The 18,009-nt window shown below is 37.6% G+C and carries 21 protein-coding genes; 6 read left to right on the top strand and 15 right to left on the bottom strand.

Going from position 1 to position 18,009, the window contains the following annotated elements:
* Nucleotides 1-37: 37 nt before the first annotated feature.
* The 3 genes from IGK72_RS04920 to IGK72_RS04910 all read right to left on the bottom strand — a co-directional run bounded on the left by IGK72_RS04920 (nucleotide 38) and on the right by IGK72_RS04910 (nucleotide 3,087).
* Nucleotides 38-1,648, bottom strand: coding sequence for a CTP synthase (locus tag IGK72_RS04920; RefSeq protein ID WP_002357995.1), 1,611 nt, complete (start codon nucleotides 1,646-1,648; stop codon nucleotides 38-40).
* Between the two features lie 307 nt (nucleotides 1,649-1,955).
* Nucleotides 1,956-2,573 carry a DNA-directed RNA polymerase subunit delta gene (gene rpoE / locus IGK72_RS04915; protein WP_002357996.1) on the bottom strand — a complete coding sequence of 206 codons (618 nt, stop codon included), beginning with the start codon at nucleotides 2,571-2,573 and terminating at the stop codon, nucleotides 1,956-1,958.
* A 76-nt stretch (nucleotides 2,574-2,649) separates the two neighbouring features.
* Nucleotides 2,650-3,087, bottom strand: coding sequence for a DUF1934 domain-containing protein (locus tag IGK72_RS04910; RefSeq protein WP_002382132.1), 438 nt, complete (start codon nucleotides 3,085-3,087; stop codon nucleotides 2,650-2,652).
* A 331-nt stretch (nucleotides 3,088-3,418) separates the two neighbouring features.
* Between IGK72_RS04910 and IGK72_RS04905 the strand changes: the two genes are divergently transcribed.
* The 3 genes from IGK72_RS04905 to yidA are packed head-to-tail and all read left to right on the top strand — an operon-like array spanning nucleotide 3,419 to nucleotide 6,432.
* Nucleotides 3,419-4,234, top strand: a complete 816-nt coding sequence (locus IGK72_RS04905; protein ID WP_002396909.1) for a lipoate--protein ligase family protein — start codon at nucleotides 3,419-3,421, stop codon at nucleotides 4,232-4,234.
* The gene (locus IGK72_RS04900) at nucleotides 4,231-5,601 is read left to right on the top strand and encodes a dNTPase (protein WP_023894541.1); all 1,371 of its coding nucleotides are present in this window, start codon (nucleotides 4,231-4,233) and stop codon (nucleotides 5,599-5,601) included. Before IGK72_RS04905 ends, IGK72_RS04900 begins: the two co-directional genes overlap by 4 nt.
* 18 nt (nucleotides 5,602-5,619) lie before the next feature.
* On the top strand, nucleotides 5,620-6,432 hold the full coding sequence (yidA, locus tag IGK72_RS04895) for a sugar-phosphatase (RefSeq protein WP_002360571.1): 813 nt from the start codon (nucleotides 5,620-5,622) through the stop codon (nucleotides 6,430-6,432).
* Between the two features lie 63 nt (nucleotides 6,433-6,495).
* Here yidA and IGK72_RS04890 read toward each other — a convergent pair whose 3' ends face one another.
* The gene (locus tag IGK72_RS04890) at nucleotides 6,496-6,942 is read right to left on the bottom strand and encodes an NUDIX hydrolase (protein ID WP_002363716.1); all 447 of its coding nucleotides are present in this window, start codon (nucleotides 6,940-6,942) and stop codon (nucleotides 6,496-6,498) included.
* A gap of 148 nt (nucleotides 6,943-7,090) precedes the next feature.
* Here IGK72_RS04890 and gloA point away from each other — a divergent pair, with 148 nt between their 5' ends.
* Both gloA and IGK72_RS04880 read left to right on the top strand, forming a co-directional pair.
* Complete coding sequence (gloA, locus tag IGK72_RS04885; protein ID WP_002358003.1) at nucleotides 7,091-7,465, top strand: lactoylglutathione lyase; 375 nt, start codon at nucleotides 7,091-7,093, stop codon at nucleotides 7,463-7,465.
* A 142-nt stretch (nucleotides 7,466-7,607) separates the two neighbouring features.
* Nucleotides 7,608-8,330, top strand: a complete 723-nt coding sequence (locus IGK72_RS04880; protein WP_002358005.1) for a gamma-glutamyl-gamma-aminobutyrate hydrolase family protein — start codon at nucleotides 7,608-7,610, stop codon at nucleotides 8,328-8,330.
* 50 nt (nucleotides 8,331-8,380) lie between these two features.
* Here IGK72_RS04880 and IGK72_RS04875 read toward each other — a convergent pair whose 3' ends face one another.
* Together IGK72_RS04875 and IGK72_RS04870 are read right to left on the bottom strand one after the other, a co-directional pair.
* Entirely contained in the window at nucleotides 8,381-9,253 is an 873-nt protein-coding gene (locus IGK72_RS04875; protein WP_002393437.1) for an aldo/keto reductase, read from the bottom strand.
* A gap of 28 nt (nucleotides 9,254-9,281) precedes the next feature.
* On the bottom strand, nucleotides 9,282-9,644 hold the full coding sequence (locus IGK72_RS04870; RefSeq protein ID WP_002358008.1) for a hypothetical protein: 363 nt from the start codon (nucleotides 9,642-9,644) through the stop codon (nucleotides 9,282-9,284).
* A gap of 169 nt (nucleotides 9,645-9,813) precedes the next feature.
* On the opposite strand from IGK72_RS04870, the gene IGK72_RS04865 reads away from it, so the two are divergent.
* Nucleotides 9,814-10,734 carry a mechanosensitive ion channel family protein gene (locus tag IGK72_RS04865; RefSeq protein ID WP_002382128.1) on the top strand — a complete coding sequence of 307 codons (921 nt, stop codon included), beginning with the start codon at nucleotides 9,814-9,816 and terminating at the stop codon, nucleotides 10,732-10,734.
* A gap of 44 nt (nucleotides 10,735-10,778) precedes the next feature.
* Here IGK72_RS04865 and IGK72_RS04860 read toward each other — a convergent pair whose 3' ends face one another.
* From IGK72_RS04860 to IGK72_RS04820, 9 genes are all read right to left on the bottom strand, one after another.
* Complete coding sequence (locus tag IGK72_RS04860) at nucleotides 10,779-11,948, bottom strand: N-acetyldiaminopimelate deacetylase (RefSeq protein ID WP_023894539.1); 1,170 nt, start codon at nucleotides 11,946-11,948, stop codon at nucleotides 10,779-10,781.
* A gap of 36 nt (nucleotides 11,949-11,984) precedes the next feature.
* Nucleotides 11,985-12,686, bottom strand: coding sequence for a 2,3,4,5-tetrahydropyridine-2,6-dicarboxylate N-acetyltransferase (gene dapD, locus IGK72_RS04855; RefSeq protein WP_002371325.1), 702 nt, complete (start codon nucleotides 12,684-12,686; stop codon nucleotides 11,985-11,987).
* Between the two features lie 80 nt (nucleotides 12,687-12,766).
* Nucleotides 12,767-13,255, bottom strand: coding sequence for a cyclic-di-AMP-binding protein CbpB (gene cbpB / locus IGK72_RS04850; protein WP_002358013.1), 489 nt, complete (start codon nucleotides 13,253-13,255; stop codon nucleotides 12,767-12,769).
* Nucleotides 13,256-13,511: 256 nt separating this feature from the next.
* Nucleotides 13,512-14,222: an L-ribulose-5-phosphate 4-epimerase gene (locus IGK72_RS04845; RefSeq protein WP_070415909.1), complete on the bottom strand. Its 711-nt coding sequence runs from the start codon at nucleotides 14,220-14,222 to the stop codon at nucleotides 13,512-13,514.
* Nucleotides 14,212-15,072, bottom strand: coding sequence for an L-ribulose-5-phosphate 3-epimerase (locus tag IGK72_RS04840; protein ID WP_023894537.1), 861 nt, complete (start codon nucleotides 15,070-15,072; stop codon nucleotides 14,212-14,214). The genes IGK72_RS04845 and IGK72_RS04840 overlap by 11 nt, the downstream gene beginning before the upstream one ends.
* Before the next feature lie 4 nt (nucleotides 15,073-15,076).
* Nucleotides 15,077-15,715 (bottom strand): 3-keto-L-gulonate-6-phosphate decarboxylase UlaD, encoded by a 639-nt coding sequence (locus IGK72_RS04835; RefSeq protein ID WP_002381985.1) that lies wholly within the window; start codon nucleotides 15,713-15,715, stop codon nucleotides 15,077-15,079.
* A 13-nt stretch (nucleotides 15,716-15,728) separates the two neighbouring features.
* On the bottom strand, nucleotides 15,729-16,028 hold the full coding sequence (locus tag IGK72_RS04830; RefSeq protein ID WP_002358018.1) for a PTS sugar transporter subunit IIB: 300 nt from the start codon (nucleotides 16,026-16,028) through the stop codon (nucleotides 15,729-15,731).
* Between the two features lie 14 nt (nucleotides 16,029-16,042).
* Nucleotides 16,043-17,530, bottom strand: coding sequence for a PTS ascorbate transporter subunit IIC (locus tag IGK72_RS04825; RefSeq protein ID WP_002361608.1), 1,488 nt, complete (start codon nucleotides 17,528-17,530; stop codon nucleotides 16,043-16,045).
* Between the two features lie 12 nt (nucleotides 17,531-17,542).
* A complete protein-coding gene (locus tag IGK72_RS04820; RefSeq protein WP_002366459.1) occupies nucleotides 17,543-18,001 on the bottom strand; it encodes a PTS sugar transporter subunit IIA in 459 nt (152 codons plus the stop codon).
* Between the last annotated feature and the right edge of the window lie 8 nt (nucleotides 18,002-18,009).

Genomic DNA, 18,009 nt, shown 5'->3' with positions numbered 1-18,009 from the left:
TGGACGAAGTGAACTGAATCACTTCGTCCATTTTTGCTTATTTACTTTCTTTATTTGCCAAAGCTGCACCAACAAATCCTTTGATTAAGCGTTGTGGGCGATTTGGACGAGAAATTAATTCTGGGTGGAATTGACAAGCCACAAAGAATTGTTTTTCAGGAATTTCAACAATCTCAACTAAACGATTATCTGGTGAAACTCCAGAGAAAACTAAGCCATTTTCTTCAAATAATTGACGATATTTGTTGTTAAATTCATAACGATGACGGTGACGTTCTTGGACAACATCTTCATTTCCGTATGCTGCCGCAGTTTTCGTTCCTTTTTTCAATTTACATGGATATAAACCTAAACGTAGTGTGCCACCTAAATTCTCAATGTTTTCTTGATCTGCCATTAAATCAATAATGTTATTTGTCACGTCAGGATTAGTTTCTGCAGAACCAGCATCTTCTAAGCCCACAACGTTACGACCAAATTCTACACAGGCCATTTGCATACCTAAGCAAATGCCAAGGAATGGTACGTCATTTTCGCGAGCAAAACGAATCGCTTCAATTTTTCCTTCAATTCCACGATCACCAAAACCACCAGGAACCAAAATACCATCTGCTGAACCAATTCTTTCAGCGACATTTTCAGCAGTTAATTCTTGTGAATCAACCCAATCAATTTCGATATCTGAATCAAAATCAAACCCAGCATGTTTTAATGCTTCTACAACAGAAATATAGGCATCTGGTAATTCAACATATTTACCAACCAGCGCAATTTTTGTTTTCTTTTTCAAGTTAAGAACTTTTTCTTCTAATGCACGCCACTCAGTCATGTCTGCAGCCGGTGCGTCCAATTTTAAATGATCACAAACAATTTGATCCATGTTTTGTGCTTGAAGTGCTAATGGAATGGAGTACAATGTTTCAACATCACGAGATTCAATTACCGCTTCTGGATTAACATCACAGAATTGTGCTAATTTGTTTTTAGTGTTTTGAGAAACAGGTAATTCTGTACGGACCACTAAAATATTTGGTTGAATCCCTAAACTTCTTAATTCTTTGACACTATGTTGTGTTGGTTTAGTTTTCATTTCACCAGCCGCTTTTAAGTAAGGAATCAAGGTTGTATGGATGTACATTACGTTGTCACTACCCATATCAGCTTTCATTTGACGCAATGCTTCTAGGAAAGGTAATGATTCGATGTCGCCGACAGTACCACCTACTTCTGTGATAATCACATCGGCATCCGTCATTTTCGCTGCACGCATGATTTTTTCTTTGATTTCATTGGTAATGTGTGGAATAACTTGCACTGTTGCACCTAAGTATTCCCCTTTACGTTCTTTACGTAAGACTTCTGAATAAATTTTTCCAGTGGTTACGTTTGAGTATTTATTTAAGTTAATATCAATAAAACGTTCATAGTGACCTAAGTCCAAATCTGTTTCGGCACCATCATCTGTGACAAAAACCTCTCCATGTTGGTAAGGACTCATTGTCCCCGGATCCACATTAATATATGGATCGAATTTTTGAATCGTTACTTTTAATCCACGATTTTTTAATAATCGTCCTAAAGATGCTGCGACAATCCCTTTTCCGATAGAAGAAACCACGCCACCTGTAACAAAGATGTATTTTGTCATAATAGTTAAAAACCCTTTCTTTGATAATATTTTGTAGAGAGAAGTAAAACAACTTTGAGACTCTTACGTTTCTCCAAATAAAAAAGAAACAAAAATAGAAAAGCTCCCTATCCATTACGAATAGGGAGCTTGTAAGTTCGTTCAAACTTCTGACCTTCTTAAAGGTGCCCAAGTAGTATAATACAAGCAAACGGACATCAGGTCAAGTACTTCTATTCAAGAAAATAATTTTTTCTATTTTCTCATTTTTCTTAAGCATTCAACTAAAAAGCTTGACTCCTTCTTAGGAATCAAGCTTTTTGGTTTCTTACTCTTCAGAATATTCGTCATCAAAATCGTCTTCATCTTCAACATCATCGTCATCAATGATCGTTAAATCTTCTTCGATTTGCGGAATATCTTCTTCATCATCGTCTGAATCTGCACCAATCTCTTGTAAGTCAGAGTTGTATGCTTTGATTTCTTCATCTTCATCTTCTTCATCATCGTACAAGATGTCTTCTTCATCATCATTTGTTAATTCAGCATCTTCTGGATCGTCATCGTTATAGTCAATTACATCTTCATCGTTTGGATTAGTGATGAAGGCATTTACTTTTTTACGTTTTCTACGACGTGGTGCATCTTCTTCGTCTTCTTCCAAGCCATGTGTAACTTCTTCATCGATTGAATCGATTGGATACCATGAACGTAAGCCCCAACGATTGTCTCCCAATGAGATAAAGCTACCGTCGATGTTTAAATCTGTATAAAATTGTGCTAATTGGTCACGAATTTCACTATCAGACTTGCCAAGATAATTTTGGATTTGGTTAACTAAATCAGAAAAATCCATTACATCTGCATGTTGTTCTAAAATAGCGTGTGCTACTTCAATCATGGATAATTCTTTTTTGTTTAACCCTTCAAATACATTAATTTCCAAGAGGTACACGTCCTTTCACAGTCTACTCCTTATCATACAAAAACATTGAAAAAAAATCAATTCTATTCTGCAATATTTATGCAGTAAATTCTAATTCTAAATGATATTCTCCGATTCGCTCTGTTTGAGAGTATAAATCATAATCAACTAAAATCTTACCAGACATTGGTTGATCTTTTAAACTAACACGCAAATTATGTGTAAACGTACTAATCTGTAGCAAGCCATAAGGGGTTCGATAACTTGTATCTAATTTTTCCTGATAGCCAAATCTTAAACGCATCCGTAATTCGCCGGCACGAATCAGCTGAACATGCCCGTCTGGTTCAATTTTAATGGTTACGGGGGTTGGTTCTGTATCCTCTAATAATTCTTCTTTGTAACGAATGTATAATGTATCACCCATTTTTACTAATTGACCTTCTAAGTCAAAGAAAAAATCTTTTTGTTCGTTGCCTTGTTGGACAATCGTTTTTAGTTGAATCGATACAGGAACGCCTGTTGATAAATCCATAATGGTCACTCCTTTTCCAAAATATAACTTTCTTATTGTTGACTTTTTCAATGTATTTGTCAACTAAAGTCAATTTTCCCTTGCTTATGTACCTTTTCTTATTGTATAAGCTCTTTTCACGGGTTGCAAGCATTTGTTTCATCTATTTAATAAGAAAACCGTTTACTATTTTAGAGAATTCCTTCAGAATTCGTTTATATAACATGCTTTTTTGCGTTTTTTGTATATAATATAAGAGAGAGTAAGAAAATAAACGTATTAAATGACGTAATTATAAATAGACAGGACGTTTTTTATGAGCACAACTTTTCCCCTTCACACTGAATCCTTTATGCTCCTTGATTCAGGTTGTTTAACAAACAGTGACTATTTTTTACCTTTTGCCTTGACCGATGTTTTAACCACTTTTTCAGGAATGCAGCACCAACCAATCATTCATTTCTGGCAATTGGATCAAGCAATGATTCTTGGCATGAAAGATACCCGTGTACCACATCTAAAAGAAGGCATCACTTCTCTGCAAGAAAACGATTATTCTGTAGTCGTTCGCAATGCCGGCGGTTTAGGGGTGATTGCCGATTCGGGTATTTTAAATGTTTCACTTATTTTACCAAATAATTCTGAACACAAATTAAGTATCGATGCGGCTTATGAATTAATGTGGGCTTGGCTCCGTCAGAGTTTTCCGGAGAAAGAGATTGACGCCTTTGAAATTACTACATCCTATTGTCCCGGTACTTATGATTTAAGTATTGGCGGTCAAAAGTTTGCTGGGATTGCCCAACGACGCGTCAAAGACGGTATTGCTGTCATGATTTACATCAGCGTTAACGGCAATCAACTTGCTCGTGGAGAAGTGGTTCGAGACTTTTACCTTGCTGGCTTACAAGAACAATTTGGTGAAAATGGCTATCCACCCGTTGATCCAACAGTGATGGCAAATTTAGAAACCCTGATTGAGACTCCATTAACAATAGACGCCGTAAAAACCCGTTTAATCGAAGCATTACCTCAACAATTTGAAAAATCTATTGATCCAAACTTAACCGAACCAATTATAACCTCAGAATGGTTCCAAACAAATTTAACTGTCCAGCTGGAAAAAATGGCGCAACGAAACGCCTTAATTAAAGGAGAGATCGTATGACGATTCCGTATAAAGAGCAACGATTACCAATCGAAAAAGTTTTCCGTGATCCCGTCCATAATTATATTCATGTCCAACACCAAGTGATTTTAGACCTTATTAATTCTGCTGAAGTGCAACGATTACGTCGCATTAAGCAACTAGGTACTTCTTCTTTTACGTTTCACGGTGCCGAACATAGTCGTTTTTCCCATTCTTTGGGTGTTTACGAAATTACACGTCGGATTTGTGAGATTTTCCAACGTAACTACTCTGTGGAACGATTAGGTGAAAACGGCTGGAATGACGACGAGCGCCTGATTACACTTTGCGCAGCTTTATTACATGATGTCGGTCATGGTCCTTATTCACATACATTCGAGCATATTTTTGATACAAACCATGAAGCAATCACGGTCCAAATCATCACCTCACCAGAAACGGAAGTCTATCAAATTTTAAACCGTGTTTCGGCAGATTTTCCTGAAAAAGTCGCCAGCGTTATTACTAAACAATACCCAAATCCTCAAGTGGTGCAAATGATTTCTAGTCAAATTGATGCCGATCGCATGGACTATCTGTTACGTGATGCATACTTTACAGGGACGGAATACGGAACTTTCGATTTAACTAGAATTTTACGTGTGATTCGACCCTACAAAGGAGGCATTGCCTTTGCTATGAATGGGATGCATGCGGTGGAAGACTATATCGTTAGTCGTTACCAAATGTATGTCCAAGTCTATTTCCACCCTGTTTCTCGCGGGATGGAAGTGATTCTTGATCATTTATTGCATCGGGCGAAAGAATTATTTGAAAACCCTGAATTTGACTATGATTTACAAGCCTCTCTGCTTGTACCATTCTTTAAAGGGGACTTCACCTTACAAGAATATTTAAAATTAGATGATGGCGTCCTCTCTACGTACTTTACACAATGGATGGATGTGCCTGATTCAATTCTAGGTGATTTAGCCAAACGTTTCCTTATGCGCAAGCCTCTGAAGTCAGCCACCTTTACGAACGAAAAAGAGAGCGCAGCAACGATTGCTTATTTAAAGGAATTGATTGAAAAAGTTGGTTTCAACCCTAAATATTATACTGCCATTAATTCAAGCTATGATTTACCTTACGATTTTTATCGTCCAAATAAAGACCGTCATCGTACACAAATTGAATTGATGCAAAAAGATGGCTCATTAGTGGAATTGGCAACGGTCAGTCCCCTAGTTGCAGCACTTGCTGGTCAGAGTCAAGGAGATGAACGTTTCTATTTCCCTAAAGAAATGCTTGACCAAGGAAATAAAAAACATTACGATTTATTTGATGAGACGTATCGTGAGTTTTCAAGTTACATTCATAATGGTGCGTTAGTTTTAAAAAAATAGGTTTTCTAGGAGGATTCTATGTCAATTAAGTTAGTTGCTATTGATATCGACGGAACATTGCTAAATTCACAACACAAGATTACCCCACGGGTCAAAGAAGCGCTCCAAAAAGCAAATGATCAAGGCGTTCGTATTGTTTTATGTACAGGCCGTCCTTTGCCAGGCGTGAAAGAACAATTGGATGAATTAGCCTTATATGGTGAAAATGATTTCGTGATTACCTACAACGGTTCGCTTGTCCAAGCAACCAAAGATAATGCGATTATTTCACGCTATACCTTGAGTTATGAGGATTTTTTAGAAATTGAAATGTATTCTCGTAAAGTCGGCGCTCACTTGCACACAATTGATGATTCTGCTATTTACACTGCCAATCGCAATATTGGTAAATATACGATTCACGAAGCATCTTTAGTGAACATGCCTTTGAAATATCGTACGGTGGATGAAATGACACCAGAGATGAACATTATTAAAATGATGATGATTGATGAGCCGGAAGTTTTAGATCCTGCCATTGCAAAATTACCATTACATTTTACCGAAAAATATACGACTGTTAAAAGTACGCCTTTTTACTATGAAATCATGAATAAAAATGCTAGCAAAGGCAATGCTCTAGCAAAATTGGCAGACCATTTAGGCTTAAATAAAGACGAAGTGATGGCCATTGGTGACAATGAAAATGACTTATCCATGATTGATTACGCTGGGATTGGTGTTGCGATGGGCAATGCGACAGAAAATGTTAAAACAATTGCCGATGTGCATACCACTAGTAATGACGAAGATGGTGTCGCTCAAATTATTGAAAAAATGGTTTTAATTTAAACATTCTTTTCAATAACAATAACCCTCAATCTAATCAACATAGATTGAGGGTTATTCGTTATTTTATGATGCTGCCGCTAGCCATTTTTCAACGGCCCAGCGGTGGCTTCCTCTTTTTAATAAACGGACTGCTTCTTCTGGTGCAACCCAGTGTAAAGTATTGGTCCTTTCTAAGGGTTCGCTAAGTTGCCGCCAAGTATTCGCTACATAAAAATATCCAGGATTATAATAGGCAGTTTGGCGATGGTTCGAATAAAAATATTCATCAGCTTCCCCTAAATAACGGCCAATTTCTACACTAATTCCTAATTCTTCTAGCACTTCTCGATGGATCGCTTCTTCTTTCGTTTCGGTGCCTTCAATTTCGCCTCCTGGTAAAAAATAAGCTCCATTTGGCGCTTGTACCAGAACCATTGTGTTATTTTCTGGCTTTGAAACAATAATGTATGCAGCATATCTTGTTTGATAGGTCAATGTCTCTTCTCTTTTTCCAAACGTTGGCGTTTTCATTGGCGCACCTCTTCTCTTTTCATCTATTTTACCTGAGAAATTCCTTTAGAACAAGTCAGAAACCAAGCGTTTTTCTCTACATTTCACGTTTATCTATGCTACTATTAACGTTGGAAATATAATTAAGTTTGAAAGGGAGTTTTTAACTATGAAAATGGCTCATACATGTGTGCGTGTAAAAGATTTAGAGGCATCATTAGATTTCTATCAAAAAGCCTTCAATTTTGAAGAAAGTCGCCGTCGTGATTTTCCAGAAAATAAATTTACTTTGGTTTATCTAACTTTACCAGGAGACGACTACGAACTAGAACTAACTTATAATTATGATCATGAAGCATACGATTTAGGAAACGGTTATGGTCATATCGCCATCAGTACAGATGATTTAGAAGGATTACACGAAAAACATCAAGCGGCTGGCTTAACTGTTACTGACTTAAAAGGCTTACCTGGAACTGCACCATCTTATTACTTTGTTGTCGACCCCGATGGTTATAAAATCGAAGTCATTCGTGAACGTTAAAAAGTTTCACTTGTTCACTTACTGAGCTTTTTGTGTTTGAGAGCTGTCCGAGACAAAACTTGTCTCGACTTCTTCTCAAACACTTTTTTCAAAAAAAGTGCTACAATAGAACGTATGAATTTATTGAGGATGTGATGTTATTATGACAAAAAAAATTATTGGAATCGCTGGCAATCAACTTTTGCAGGCAGCTGAAGTGTTTCACGGTAACCAAGTGACTTACACCCCACAAGGTTTTGTTAGCGCTGTTCAAGCCGCAGGTGGCGTTCCTCTCGTTTTGCCAATTGGCCCCAAAGAATTAGCCGCTACGTATATACAACAAATTGATAAACTACTTTTAGCAGGCGGTCAAGATGTTGCCCCTGAATTTTACGGACAAGAACCCCATATAAAATTAGAAGAAACGAATCGTGATCGTGACGAGTTTGAGTTAGCCCTAATTGAAGAAGCCTTAAAACAAAACAAACCTATTTTTGCGGTTTGCCGTGGAATGCAATTAGTCAATGTTGCTTTAGGTGGCACATTATATCAAGATTTATCGATGTATCCTCAATGGTCAGTTAAGCACGGACAACAACCCACTCAACCAATCTTTGCGACGCATCGTATTGATGTTGAACCAGACAGTCAATTATCAAACATATATGGTACAACTGGTCAAGTCAACTCGTACCATCACCAAGCACTACATACTTTAGGAAAAGATTTACGCGTTACTGCTTGGTCCTCTGATGGCCTTGCAGAAGCAGTGGAATCAACAAATGAACAGCAGCCTTTATTAGCTGTTCAATGGCATCCTGAACTAATGTACGCACGTGATGCCAAATCCCAAGCACTCTTTAACTACTTTGTTCAAAAATTATAGTAAAAACGGAGGGACGTCTTTCGCCCCTCCGTTTTTACTTGCTATCATACTTAAAAATCAAAATTATCTGGATCTGCACCAAAACGATGATCCTTATTTAACTGATTAATTGCGGTTATTTCTTCTGGTGTTAATTCAAAATCAAAGACAGCAAAATTTTCCTGAATTCTTTTTTCGTGAACAGATTTGGGAATCACGATAATATCATTTTGTAAGTGCCAACGAATAATCACTTGGGCCGCTGATTTACCATATTTTTCACCAATTTTCACTAGTACTGGTTCAGATAATAAATTACCTTGTCCTAGAGGAGACCAAGCCTCCACGGCAATCTTATTTTCGGCTAAATATTTTCGTAGCGGTTCTTGTGTTAACGTAGGATGTAATTCAATTTGATCCACCATTGGCACAACATTTGCTTCTGTTAATAAATCTTCCAAATGATGTTGATGAAAATTGGAAACGCCAATTGCTTTGGCACGACCACTTGCGTAAATTTCTTCTAATGCTTTCCATGATTCTTTATATTTACCAGCAACAGGCCAGTGAATTAAATATAAATCAACATAGTCTAGCCCTAATTTTTCTAAGCTTTTATCAAACGCTTTAATCGCATTTTCATAGCCTTGATCTTCATTCCATAATTTCGTCGTCACGAAAATTTCTTCGCGGGGAATACCCGATTGACGAATGCCTTCGCCCACCCCTACTTCGTTTTTATAAACGGCTGCCGTATCAATCAAGCGATAACCCGCTTCTAAAGCCCATTTTACTGAATTTGTTGCTTCTGAGCCATCTTCTACACGCCAAACACCTAAACCTAGGCGTGGCATTTCATTGCCGTTTGCTAATTTTTTTGTTTTATCCAAAGTCATGTGTTTCTTCAGTCCCTTCATTTTCATTACTTTTAGTATACTACGCATTCTTCTTTCACGAAACAATCACGACTTGTCAGGTCATTTTCTTTATTTTTAATAAGTAACGACGCCAATAAGTCAGCACTCCGATTAGTGCTACAACTACAATTGTTCGACCGCTAACGCTTCCAATCCACAGTTTAACTGCAAGTAACCAGATACAAAAGAGATAAACACAGGACCAATTAAAGGAAACTTTCAATGTACATGATTCCGCAATTTCGATTATCTGACTACTAAAAAAACGACTCCCTAATCGTAAAGCGACTGGATTATGGAAGATAAATGTTCGTCGCTTGTCAGCCGTCAAGCGAGTAGCACATCGCTCATCAATAAAAATTGTTACAGGTAATTTAGAAAGTAAATCATTTTTTGCCCATTCAATTGAAACTTTCACGCAGCACTCACAACCTTTAACAAAATTATAAAATATATTATTTATTTACAAAATTATAACATTCCTAAAAAAACATGTTAAGTCTTTAAAAAAACTTTCTATTTTCTTCCCCTTTCGCCGAGAGATTTAGTATACTAAAAGAAGAAATTTTAGAGAAAGTTGGATTTTTATGTTGATACTTGGTTTAGCCAGTACTGAAACAGTCGATTCTTCTGCTCCTGATTTAGCAGAAGCGACCGTAAAAAAAGTGAGCGCGCTACAACGCTTTTGGAACAATATTAATTGGGATGCCATTGTCGCTACCTTAATTGAAAAAAGTTTATCAATTTTATTTTTAATTTTTCTATTTTTTATTATTCAGCGAATCGGGAAATATTTAATTGATCGCACCTATGCAAATTATAGTAAAAAGCAACATTTTAGTGAAAGCCGTTTAAAAACATTACACACTTTAATCATTAATGCATTTCAATATACGCTGTTCTTTTTCTTCATCTATTCTCTTTTGACCATTGTCGGTGTGCCTGTTGGCTCATTATTAGCTGGAGCGGGAATTGCCGGTGTTGCCATTGGTTTAGGGGCTCAAGGATTCATGAATGACTTAATTACCGGATTTTTCATTATTTTAGAACAACAAATGGATGTAGGTGATTATATTCGCTTATTGGCGTTAAATATTGAAGGAACTGTTACTTCTGTCGGATTACGAACCACTCAAATTAAAGCGGTTGATGGAACTGTTCATTTTATTCCAAACCGAAACATCACCACAATCAGTAACCTGTCTCGTGCCAATATGCAAGTGTTAATTGATGTCCGCATCAATCCTGAAGAAGGTTATGAAAAAATTTGTGAAGTGATTACAGAAGTCAATGAAACGTTAAAAGAAAAGTATATCGAAAGTATTCAAACTGGGCCAGATATTTTTGGTATGGTCGATTTAGGCAATGGTAACTTTGCGGTGCGAACGACCATGTATGTACTAAACGGCAAACAATTTGCGGTCAAAGAAGAATTTCTAGCTCAATATATCAAAGCATTAACAGAGGCCGGCTTTACGATTCCCAATACGCCCATTATTGCAAAATAAAAAACAGCCACCAGATATTTATTAGTTATCTGGTGGCTGTTTTTCTAATTGTCCAATGATTTTAAAAACCCACTAACTGCCTCCACTCCAAACAATAACGCCTCTTCGTTCGGTTCAAACTTAGCAGAATGAAGGCTGTAGGGACTTGCCACGCCTAACCAAAACATCGTGCCTGGGACTTTAGACAATAGATAGCCAAAATCTTCACCTGTCATTGCAACCGGTGCTTGTTGAAATTGAACTGTTGCTTGTTTGCTTATATATTCAATAAAATTCGTGGTACATGCGGGCTCATTCACTACAGGTAAATACCCTTTCTGATCAAGATGAACAGTTACTTCACATTGAAAAGATTGCGCAATACCTTCACTAATTTCGCGAATTCTTCGCTGCGTTTGTTCATTAGTTTCTGCTGTCAATGTGCGAATTGTACCAGATAAAGTTGCTTCTTCGGCAATCACATTGCAGGCAGTCCCTGCATGAAAAGTCCCAAAAGTAACGACTGCCCCAACCACAGGATCAACATTTCGACTAACGATCGTTTGCGCTTGCTGAATTAAATTGGTGGCCGCTAAGACCATATCATTCGCTTGATGCGGAAAAGCCGCATGTCCACCTTTTCCTTTTAAGGTAATGTTCACTTCACAAGTGGCAGCAAACAATGTCCCTACTCTGGTACTAATAGTTCCGACTGGCAAATCAGGATTAACATGAAGCGCATAAAATTCATCAGGTAACCACTCACCAAACGCATGGTCTTCATACATCAACATCCCCCCTGCTTCATTTTCTTCAGCAGGTTGAAATAAAAATAAAAAGTTATTGTCTGGTTGCTGTTGACTTAATTCTTTCAAAACCCCTAAACCGATTGTCATGTGAAAATCGTGCCCACAGGCATGCATAAACCCTGGTCGTTTTGATTGAAAAACAGAAACCACTTCCTCTTGAATAGGTAAACCATCAATATCAGCACGCCAGCCGATGGTTTTCTGAGGATTTTTGCCTTCTATGAAGACTAAAATCCCAGTTTGCCATGTTCGAACTTGCAGATAAGGTTGCTTCATTTTATCAATTTCATTAAGTAAAAAGGCTTGTGTTTCCTTTTCTTCTAAACCGATTTCAGGTATTTGATGTAGTTGCCGTCTAATCGCAATTAATTCTTCTTGCTCCACAAAAGCCACTCCTTCATTTTTTGGGTAATCGAAAGCCGCCATGAAGAAGTTTCTTCATCGCGACTGACTAATTTATTTTTAGAGTTTACGTAATTCTTCTAAAATCTCTGTTTTACTCTTGGTTTTATCATCAATTTGTTTAATTACTTTTGCTGGCACGCCTGCAACAACGGTATGCGCTGGAACGTCTTCCACAACTACTGCCCCAGCAGCCACAACGGCACCTTCACCAACACGAACCCCTTCTAGTACGACCGCATTCGCTCCAATGACAACCTCGTTTTCAATAACCACAGGTGCGGCACTTGGTGGTTCAATGACACCAGCTAAAACCGTTCCTGCGCCAATATGACAATGCTTCCCTACAGTTGCACGACCGCCCAAAACAGCGCCCATATCGATCATAGTCCCTGCACCAACGACGGCGCCAATATTTAGAATAGCCCCCATCATAATCACCGCTTGATCGCCAATTTCAACTTTTTCGCGAATCAAAGCACCTGGTTCAATCCGAGCATTAATGTCTTTCAGATCAAGAAAAGGAATTGCTGAGTTACGTGCATCGTTTTCTACAACATAATCCTCAATTTTTTCTTTGTTTGCTTCTAAAAAAGGTTTTACGTCAGCCCAATCGCCAAACAATGTCCCAGTTTTACAATTATTAAAGACCTTAATTGTTTCCGGAAACGTGACTTCTTTTAATTGCCCTTTCAGTGTTACTTTAACAGGCGTTTGCTTTTTGGCATTGCCAATATACTGAATAATCTCATATGCGTCCAATCACAGCACTCCTTTACTTCGTGTTATCATACAGAATAACGCATTTATGAGAAAAAAGTAAAGAGTTTCTTGCGTTTTATTTAAATTACTTTCATTTCTTCTTCTGATTTAGGCAGAACAAGATGATGTTTTTCTAATTCATGCGCCATATGATTGACCGCTTTTAAAATTTCTTTGCGTGTAATGATACCTTTAAAGCGTTGATTATCATCAACCACTGGTAAAAAAGAAGCATCTACTAATAAATGTAACACTTCTTCTAAATCCCACGATTCACCAATTACAGGAACATTGACTTCCATTACATCGGCCACAGTAAATTCATTCAATTTTTCAAAATCCACTGAAGTCAAATCAAACATTTTATCTACAACGTCTGTCAAGCCGATTAAGCCAACAAAGCGATCTCCCTTATCTAACACAGGAATCTTGGAATAGCGAACTTGCGATAAGACTAATGCCGCATGACTTAATGGATTTAAACACATTACGTTGGCGACATTTTCAGCGGGTACTAAAAATGTTTCTTGTTTTTCTAATAATAATTCTTTTACAGCAGTCCCTATCATGATTGGGTTGCCTCCATTTCTAATTCTTTAACACGTAACTTATTGTACCTAATTCTGCGGAAAAAGTCTTGGAATTCGCAAATTCTTCATAACTTAACAAACGAAAATTAACGTTTTGTTCTATTCTCCCCAAAAAAAGAGAACGCTTTCTTAAAAAAATAAAAACTTAGTTGTCCCATAACAGACAACTAAGTTTTTATAAAAGACCAATTAATCAGTCAATTATCCTTCTTTTTCACACGTTTCATCACAGCCATCACTGACCATAATAAGCGGAAATCCCATGTTTTCTAAGATAGTGTTTATCCAATAAAAAATGATCAATTGGTTCAACAGCTGGATTAATTATTTCCGTCAAACGTGCCATTGAACAGATTTCATCTAAAATCAAGCTGTTTTCAACTGCTTTTTCCGGAGTCATTCCCCAAGTAAATGGGCCATGTCCATAAACTAGCACTCCTGGAATTGCTAAAGGATCTAGTTCTTGTTCATGAAATGTTTCAACAATGACTTTGCCAGTCTCTTCTTCATAGTTTTCTTTAATTTCACTTTCAGAGAGCGCTCTTGTGCAAGGTACAGCGCCATAAAAAGCATCCGCATGGGTGGTACCGTAAGGAGGTAAGGCTCTCCCTGCTTGAGCCCACGTAACACTATTCAGGGAGTGCGTGTGCGCAATCGCTCCAATTTCTGGCATTTTTTGATAGAGATAAAGATGCGTGGGTAAATCAGAAGACGGCTTTAATGCATTGGTTTCCAATAGTTGTCCCTTTAAATCAGTCACTACCATCTGTTCCTTGGTCATTTCTTGATATTTGACGCCGCTTGGTTTAATTACGATAATCCCTAATGACCGATTGATTTCACTAACATTGCCCCACGTTAATTTGACTAAGCCCAGTTTTTGCAAAGCCAGATTCGCTTCATAAACACGTTGTTTCATTGCTTGGATGATCGCTTTATTGTTCATAATAACCCACCTCTGCTAATTTGGGATAGAGATACTGCTGCGCGGCTTGAACTTTTTCTTGAAAATTCAAATCCGTTTCATTCCACATTTCAATTAAAAAAGGACCACTATAGTTTAACCGCTTGAGTGTTTTTAATAAGCCTGTAAAATCAACACATCCTTCTCCAAAAGTAACTTCCCGAAACTTCCCTTCAAATGTGTCTGTTACAGCGAAGGTATCTTTTAAGTGAATAGCAGCGATTTCAGCAATTCCCTTTTCAAGCTCAACCGCCGGATTATTTTCCGGCCAAGCAGACAAATTACCTAAATCAGGATAGACATGCAAAAAAGGAGACGGAATTTGTTCCTTAATTTCTAGAAATTTTTGTATGCTATTTATAAAAGGGTCATCCATAATCTCAACAGCCAGAATGACACCGTATTGTGCAGCTTCCTCAACGCCCTTTTTCAGACCTTGAAGAAAAAATTCCCTTGTTTCGGCAGTTTTTTCTTCGTAAAAGACGTCATAGCCAGCTATTTGAATTACCCGTATGTTTAATTGATGAGCCAAACGAATCGCTTGAGATAAAATTTTCCGTCCTTTTTCACGTGTTTCTTTATTTAAAGAGCCTAAAGGGAACCGCCGATGACCACTTAAACACAAAGAATGGATAAAAAAATCTTCTTTCACCATTAATTGAGAAAGTTCTTGTAACTGGCTTGGTGTCCAAGCCAATCGTGCTAAACGTTCATCGGATTCATCAATTGACATTTCTAAAAAATCAAACCCTAACTTTTTGGCCCATGTGAATCGTTCTGTCCAAGTTAAATTTTGCGGGAGTGCTTTTTCATACAGTCCAATTCGTGCCATTTTATCACTTCCAAATCTGATCGATTTTTTTTTGAAAATCTTTGGCTGCTTGTTCAGGATTTTTTGATTCGGTAATCCCACGGCCCGCAATAAATGTTGCAACTGCCATTGTTTGAAACAATTCAAGCGTTTCGACAGTTAAACCACCTGTGACGGACACTTCAAAGCCTAAGTCAATTAGTTCTTGAACTTTATTCAAATCTTTTTCTCCCCAGCTGCCGCCAGCTAAAAGAGCATCTCTACTTTGATGATAAATCACCTGATTAATCCCTAATTCTCGCCATTGTCGAGCTTGTTGCATTGTCCAATTTCCATATAGTTCTACTTGTAATTCTCGGACTTCTTTTTGAGCTGCAGCCATCGTTGGTAAGGTGGCGCAACAAATGACCGTCATGAAATCAGCGCCTGCTTGTGCGACATTACGAGCAACTGTACCACCCGCATCAGCACATTTTGTATCAGCAACAATCGTTTTATTAGGAAACATGCGTTTTAAACAACGAATTGCTTTTTGGCCTTCTTGTAAACACAAAATAGTGCCAACTTCGATAATATCGACAATTTCTCCAACTTTCATACAATCTGCTAAAGCGTCTTCTAAGCTATTATGATCTAAAGCGATTTGTAAGTTTGGTCTTTTCATCTTTCCCACCCTTTTATTCAGATTTTTGATAACGATCTGAAGCCATATATTTTTCTTGAATTTCTTTTGCAGACATTACATTTTTAATGCCAATCACTGTGACTCCACGTTTTTCTGCTTGCTGAAACATTTGTAAAAAATTGACTGGAGTAAAAACAACGTCGTATTGGCTAGCAGAGCTTTTTCCTTCTGAAATGGCGCAATGATGAATTTTTGTAATCGGTACGCCTAGTTCTTTCATTGCTTTTTCAACACTCCGCATCATCATTAGACTCGTGCCAGAACCATTGGCACAGGAAACAAGTATTCTCATTTTAAATTCCTCCTTTAATTCTCTTGAAATTTTTTAGCATATTGTTCATAATCATTGACAATCATAAAGTAACCTTCTGGATTTCTCCGATACTGAAGTTGCGGAATTATTAGTAACCCAATCACCACCACTGCTACGCCAACATAGCCTAGAACTTTCATAATGATTGTAAATAACGGCCAAGCTGTTGCCCAATCGAACATACCCAAATAACCGCCATATTGAGATAATCCAATCCATGTAGCAAATAAAGCTGAGCCACCTACTTGGATTAAACCTGAAAGGAAGGGGAATAAACAAGCAGCTTTTACTCCGCCACGATTATTTGCATAAACAGCTATGACAGCGTTATCAAAAAACAATGGGATAAAACCCGCAATAACGATTGTCGGAGACTTTAATAGAATCAGTAAGCCAATCATTAAAAACTGGCCTAATGCGCCAAAGAGAAACCCAATTGTTACTGCGTTGGGCGAGCCAAATCCGAAAGTCGCTGCTACGTCAATCCCAGGAACAGCGCCTGGTAAAATGGTATTTGAAATCCCTTGGAATGACTGCGTCAACTCGTCGACAAAGGTTCTAACGCCTAATTGTAAGATAGCTAAATAGACAGCAAAATTTAATGAAGTGGTCATGATATAAAAGAAGAAACTCTGCCCTTCTTGCATAAATTTAGCTTGAATTAAATAATCTTGTCCCAAAACAAGCAGGATAATGCCAAAGAAAAAGAGCATCAAAATGGACGTAGCAACCATATTTTCATTAAAAATGGATAGAAATCCTGGTAATTCAATATCTTCCAATTTTTTATCGACCTTCTCTGAACGATGTTTCTTTTGATCACGTTTTTTCAACCATTCTGCTAATTTTGCAAAAATAAATATGCCAAACATTTGTTGATGGGCTACCGCAAAACCAGCACCTTCTGTTAATTCCTGCGTAATCCCTACCGTTAAATTTGAAGCAACTGCCCAATAACACCCAAGAATTAAGCCCATAAAAATTAGTACTTCGATTCTACCTAAGTTAGGAAAACAAAAGAGTAAAATCCAGAAAGCGGTAGCTGCTTGTTGAATCTGAACATTCCCTGTTGTAAAAACGGCTCTCAATTTTGTATATTTTTGAAAACGAACCAACAAAATATTCATAATAAATGCGATCAATAACAAAATCATCACATCACCAAAGGTTCGTCCAAAGGTTTTCATCAATCCAGCATCGACTGCATTTTGCCCGAAATATGGATCGGTAACCATTGCCTGTAAATTAAATCGCTCTTTCAAGCCTACTAGAATAGGGCGAAAATTATTAACCAAACCACCAGAACCAACACTCAAAATAAAATAACCAACTGTCGCTTTCAGAAAACCTGCTAAACATTCATAAAAGGGCCTCCGTAACAAGAGATAACCTAATAACACGATGAAACCAATCAAATATGCTGGCTGTGTTAAAACGTTCGTAGCAAAATAAGTCCAACTATTTAACAAGAACTCCCCCATTGATTTTTCCCCCTATAATTGATATTTCTCCATAACTTCTTTAAAATCCATTGGCGTATTTGTTTCTAACAAGTCAGCAATCACGCCATCCGTCATCAATAAATCCATCAATTGCTGAATATTTTCAAGATGTTCGGCGGGATTTTGGGCTGCCAATGTAAAAAATAATGTTGCTGTTTTTGCTTCTTGATCGCCAGTAAAAGTGACTGCTTGCTTAAATTTTGTAAAAGAAATGGCCGTTCCAAAAACGCCTGCGCTTTCCTCTGATGAATGTGGCATGGCTACTTCAGGAGCAATGATGATATAAGGTCCAAACGTTTCGACACACTGAATAATCTCATCGACATAACTCTGATCGATGACGTGTTTTTGGAGTAAAATCAAACAACTTTCCTGAATCGCCTCTTGCCAACTAACCGGTTCTTTATCAGGGTAATGAATAAGCTCTTGCTCCCAAAAATAAGTTAACATTGTACATC

Source organism: Enterococcus sp. DIV0183 (assembly GCF_050541505.1).
GTDB classification, from domain to species: domain Bacteria; phylum Bacillota; class Bacilli; order Lactobacillales; family Enterococcaceae; genus Enterococcus; species Enterococcus faecalis.
The sequence above is the reverse complement of the archived record's forward strand: the minus strand, read 5'-3'. Positions and strand labels throughout refer to the sequence as shown.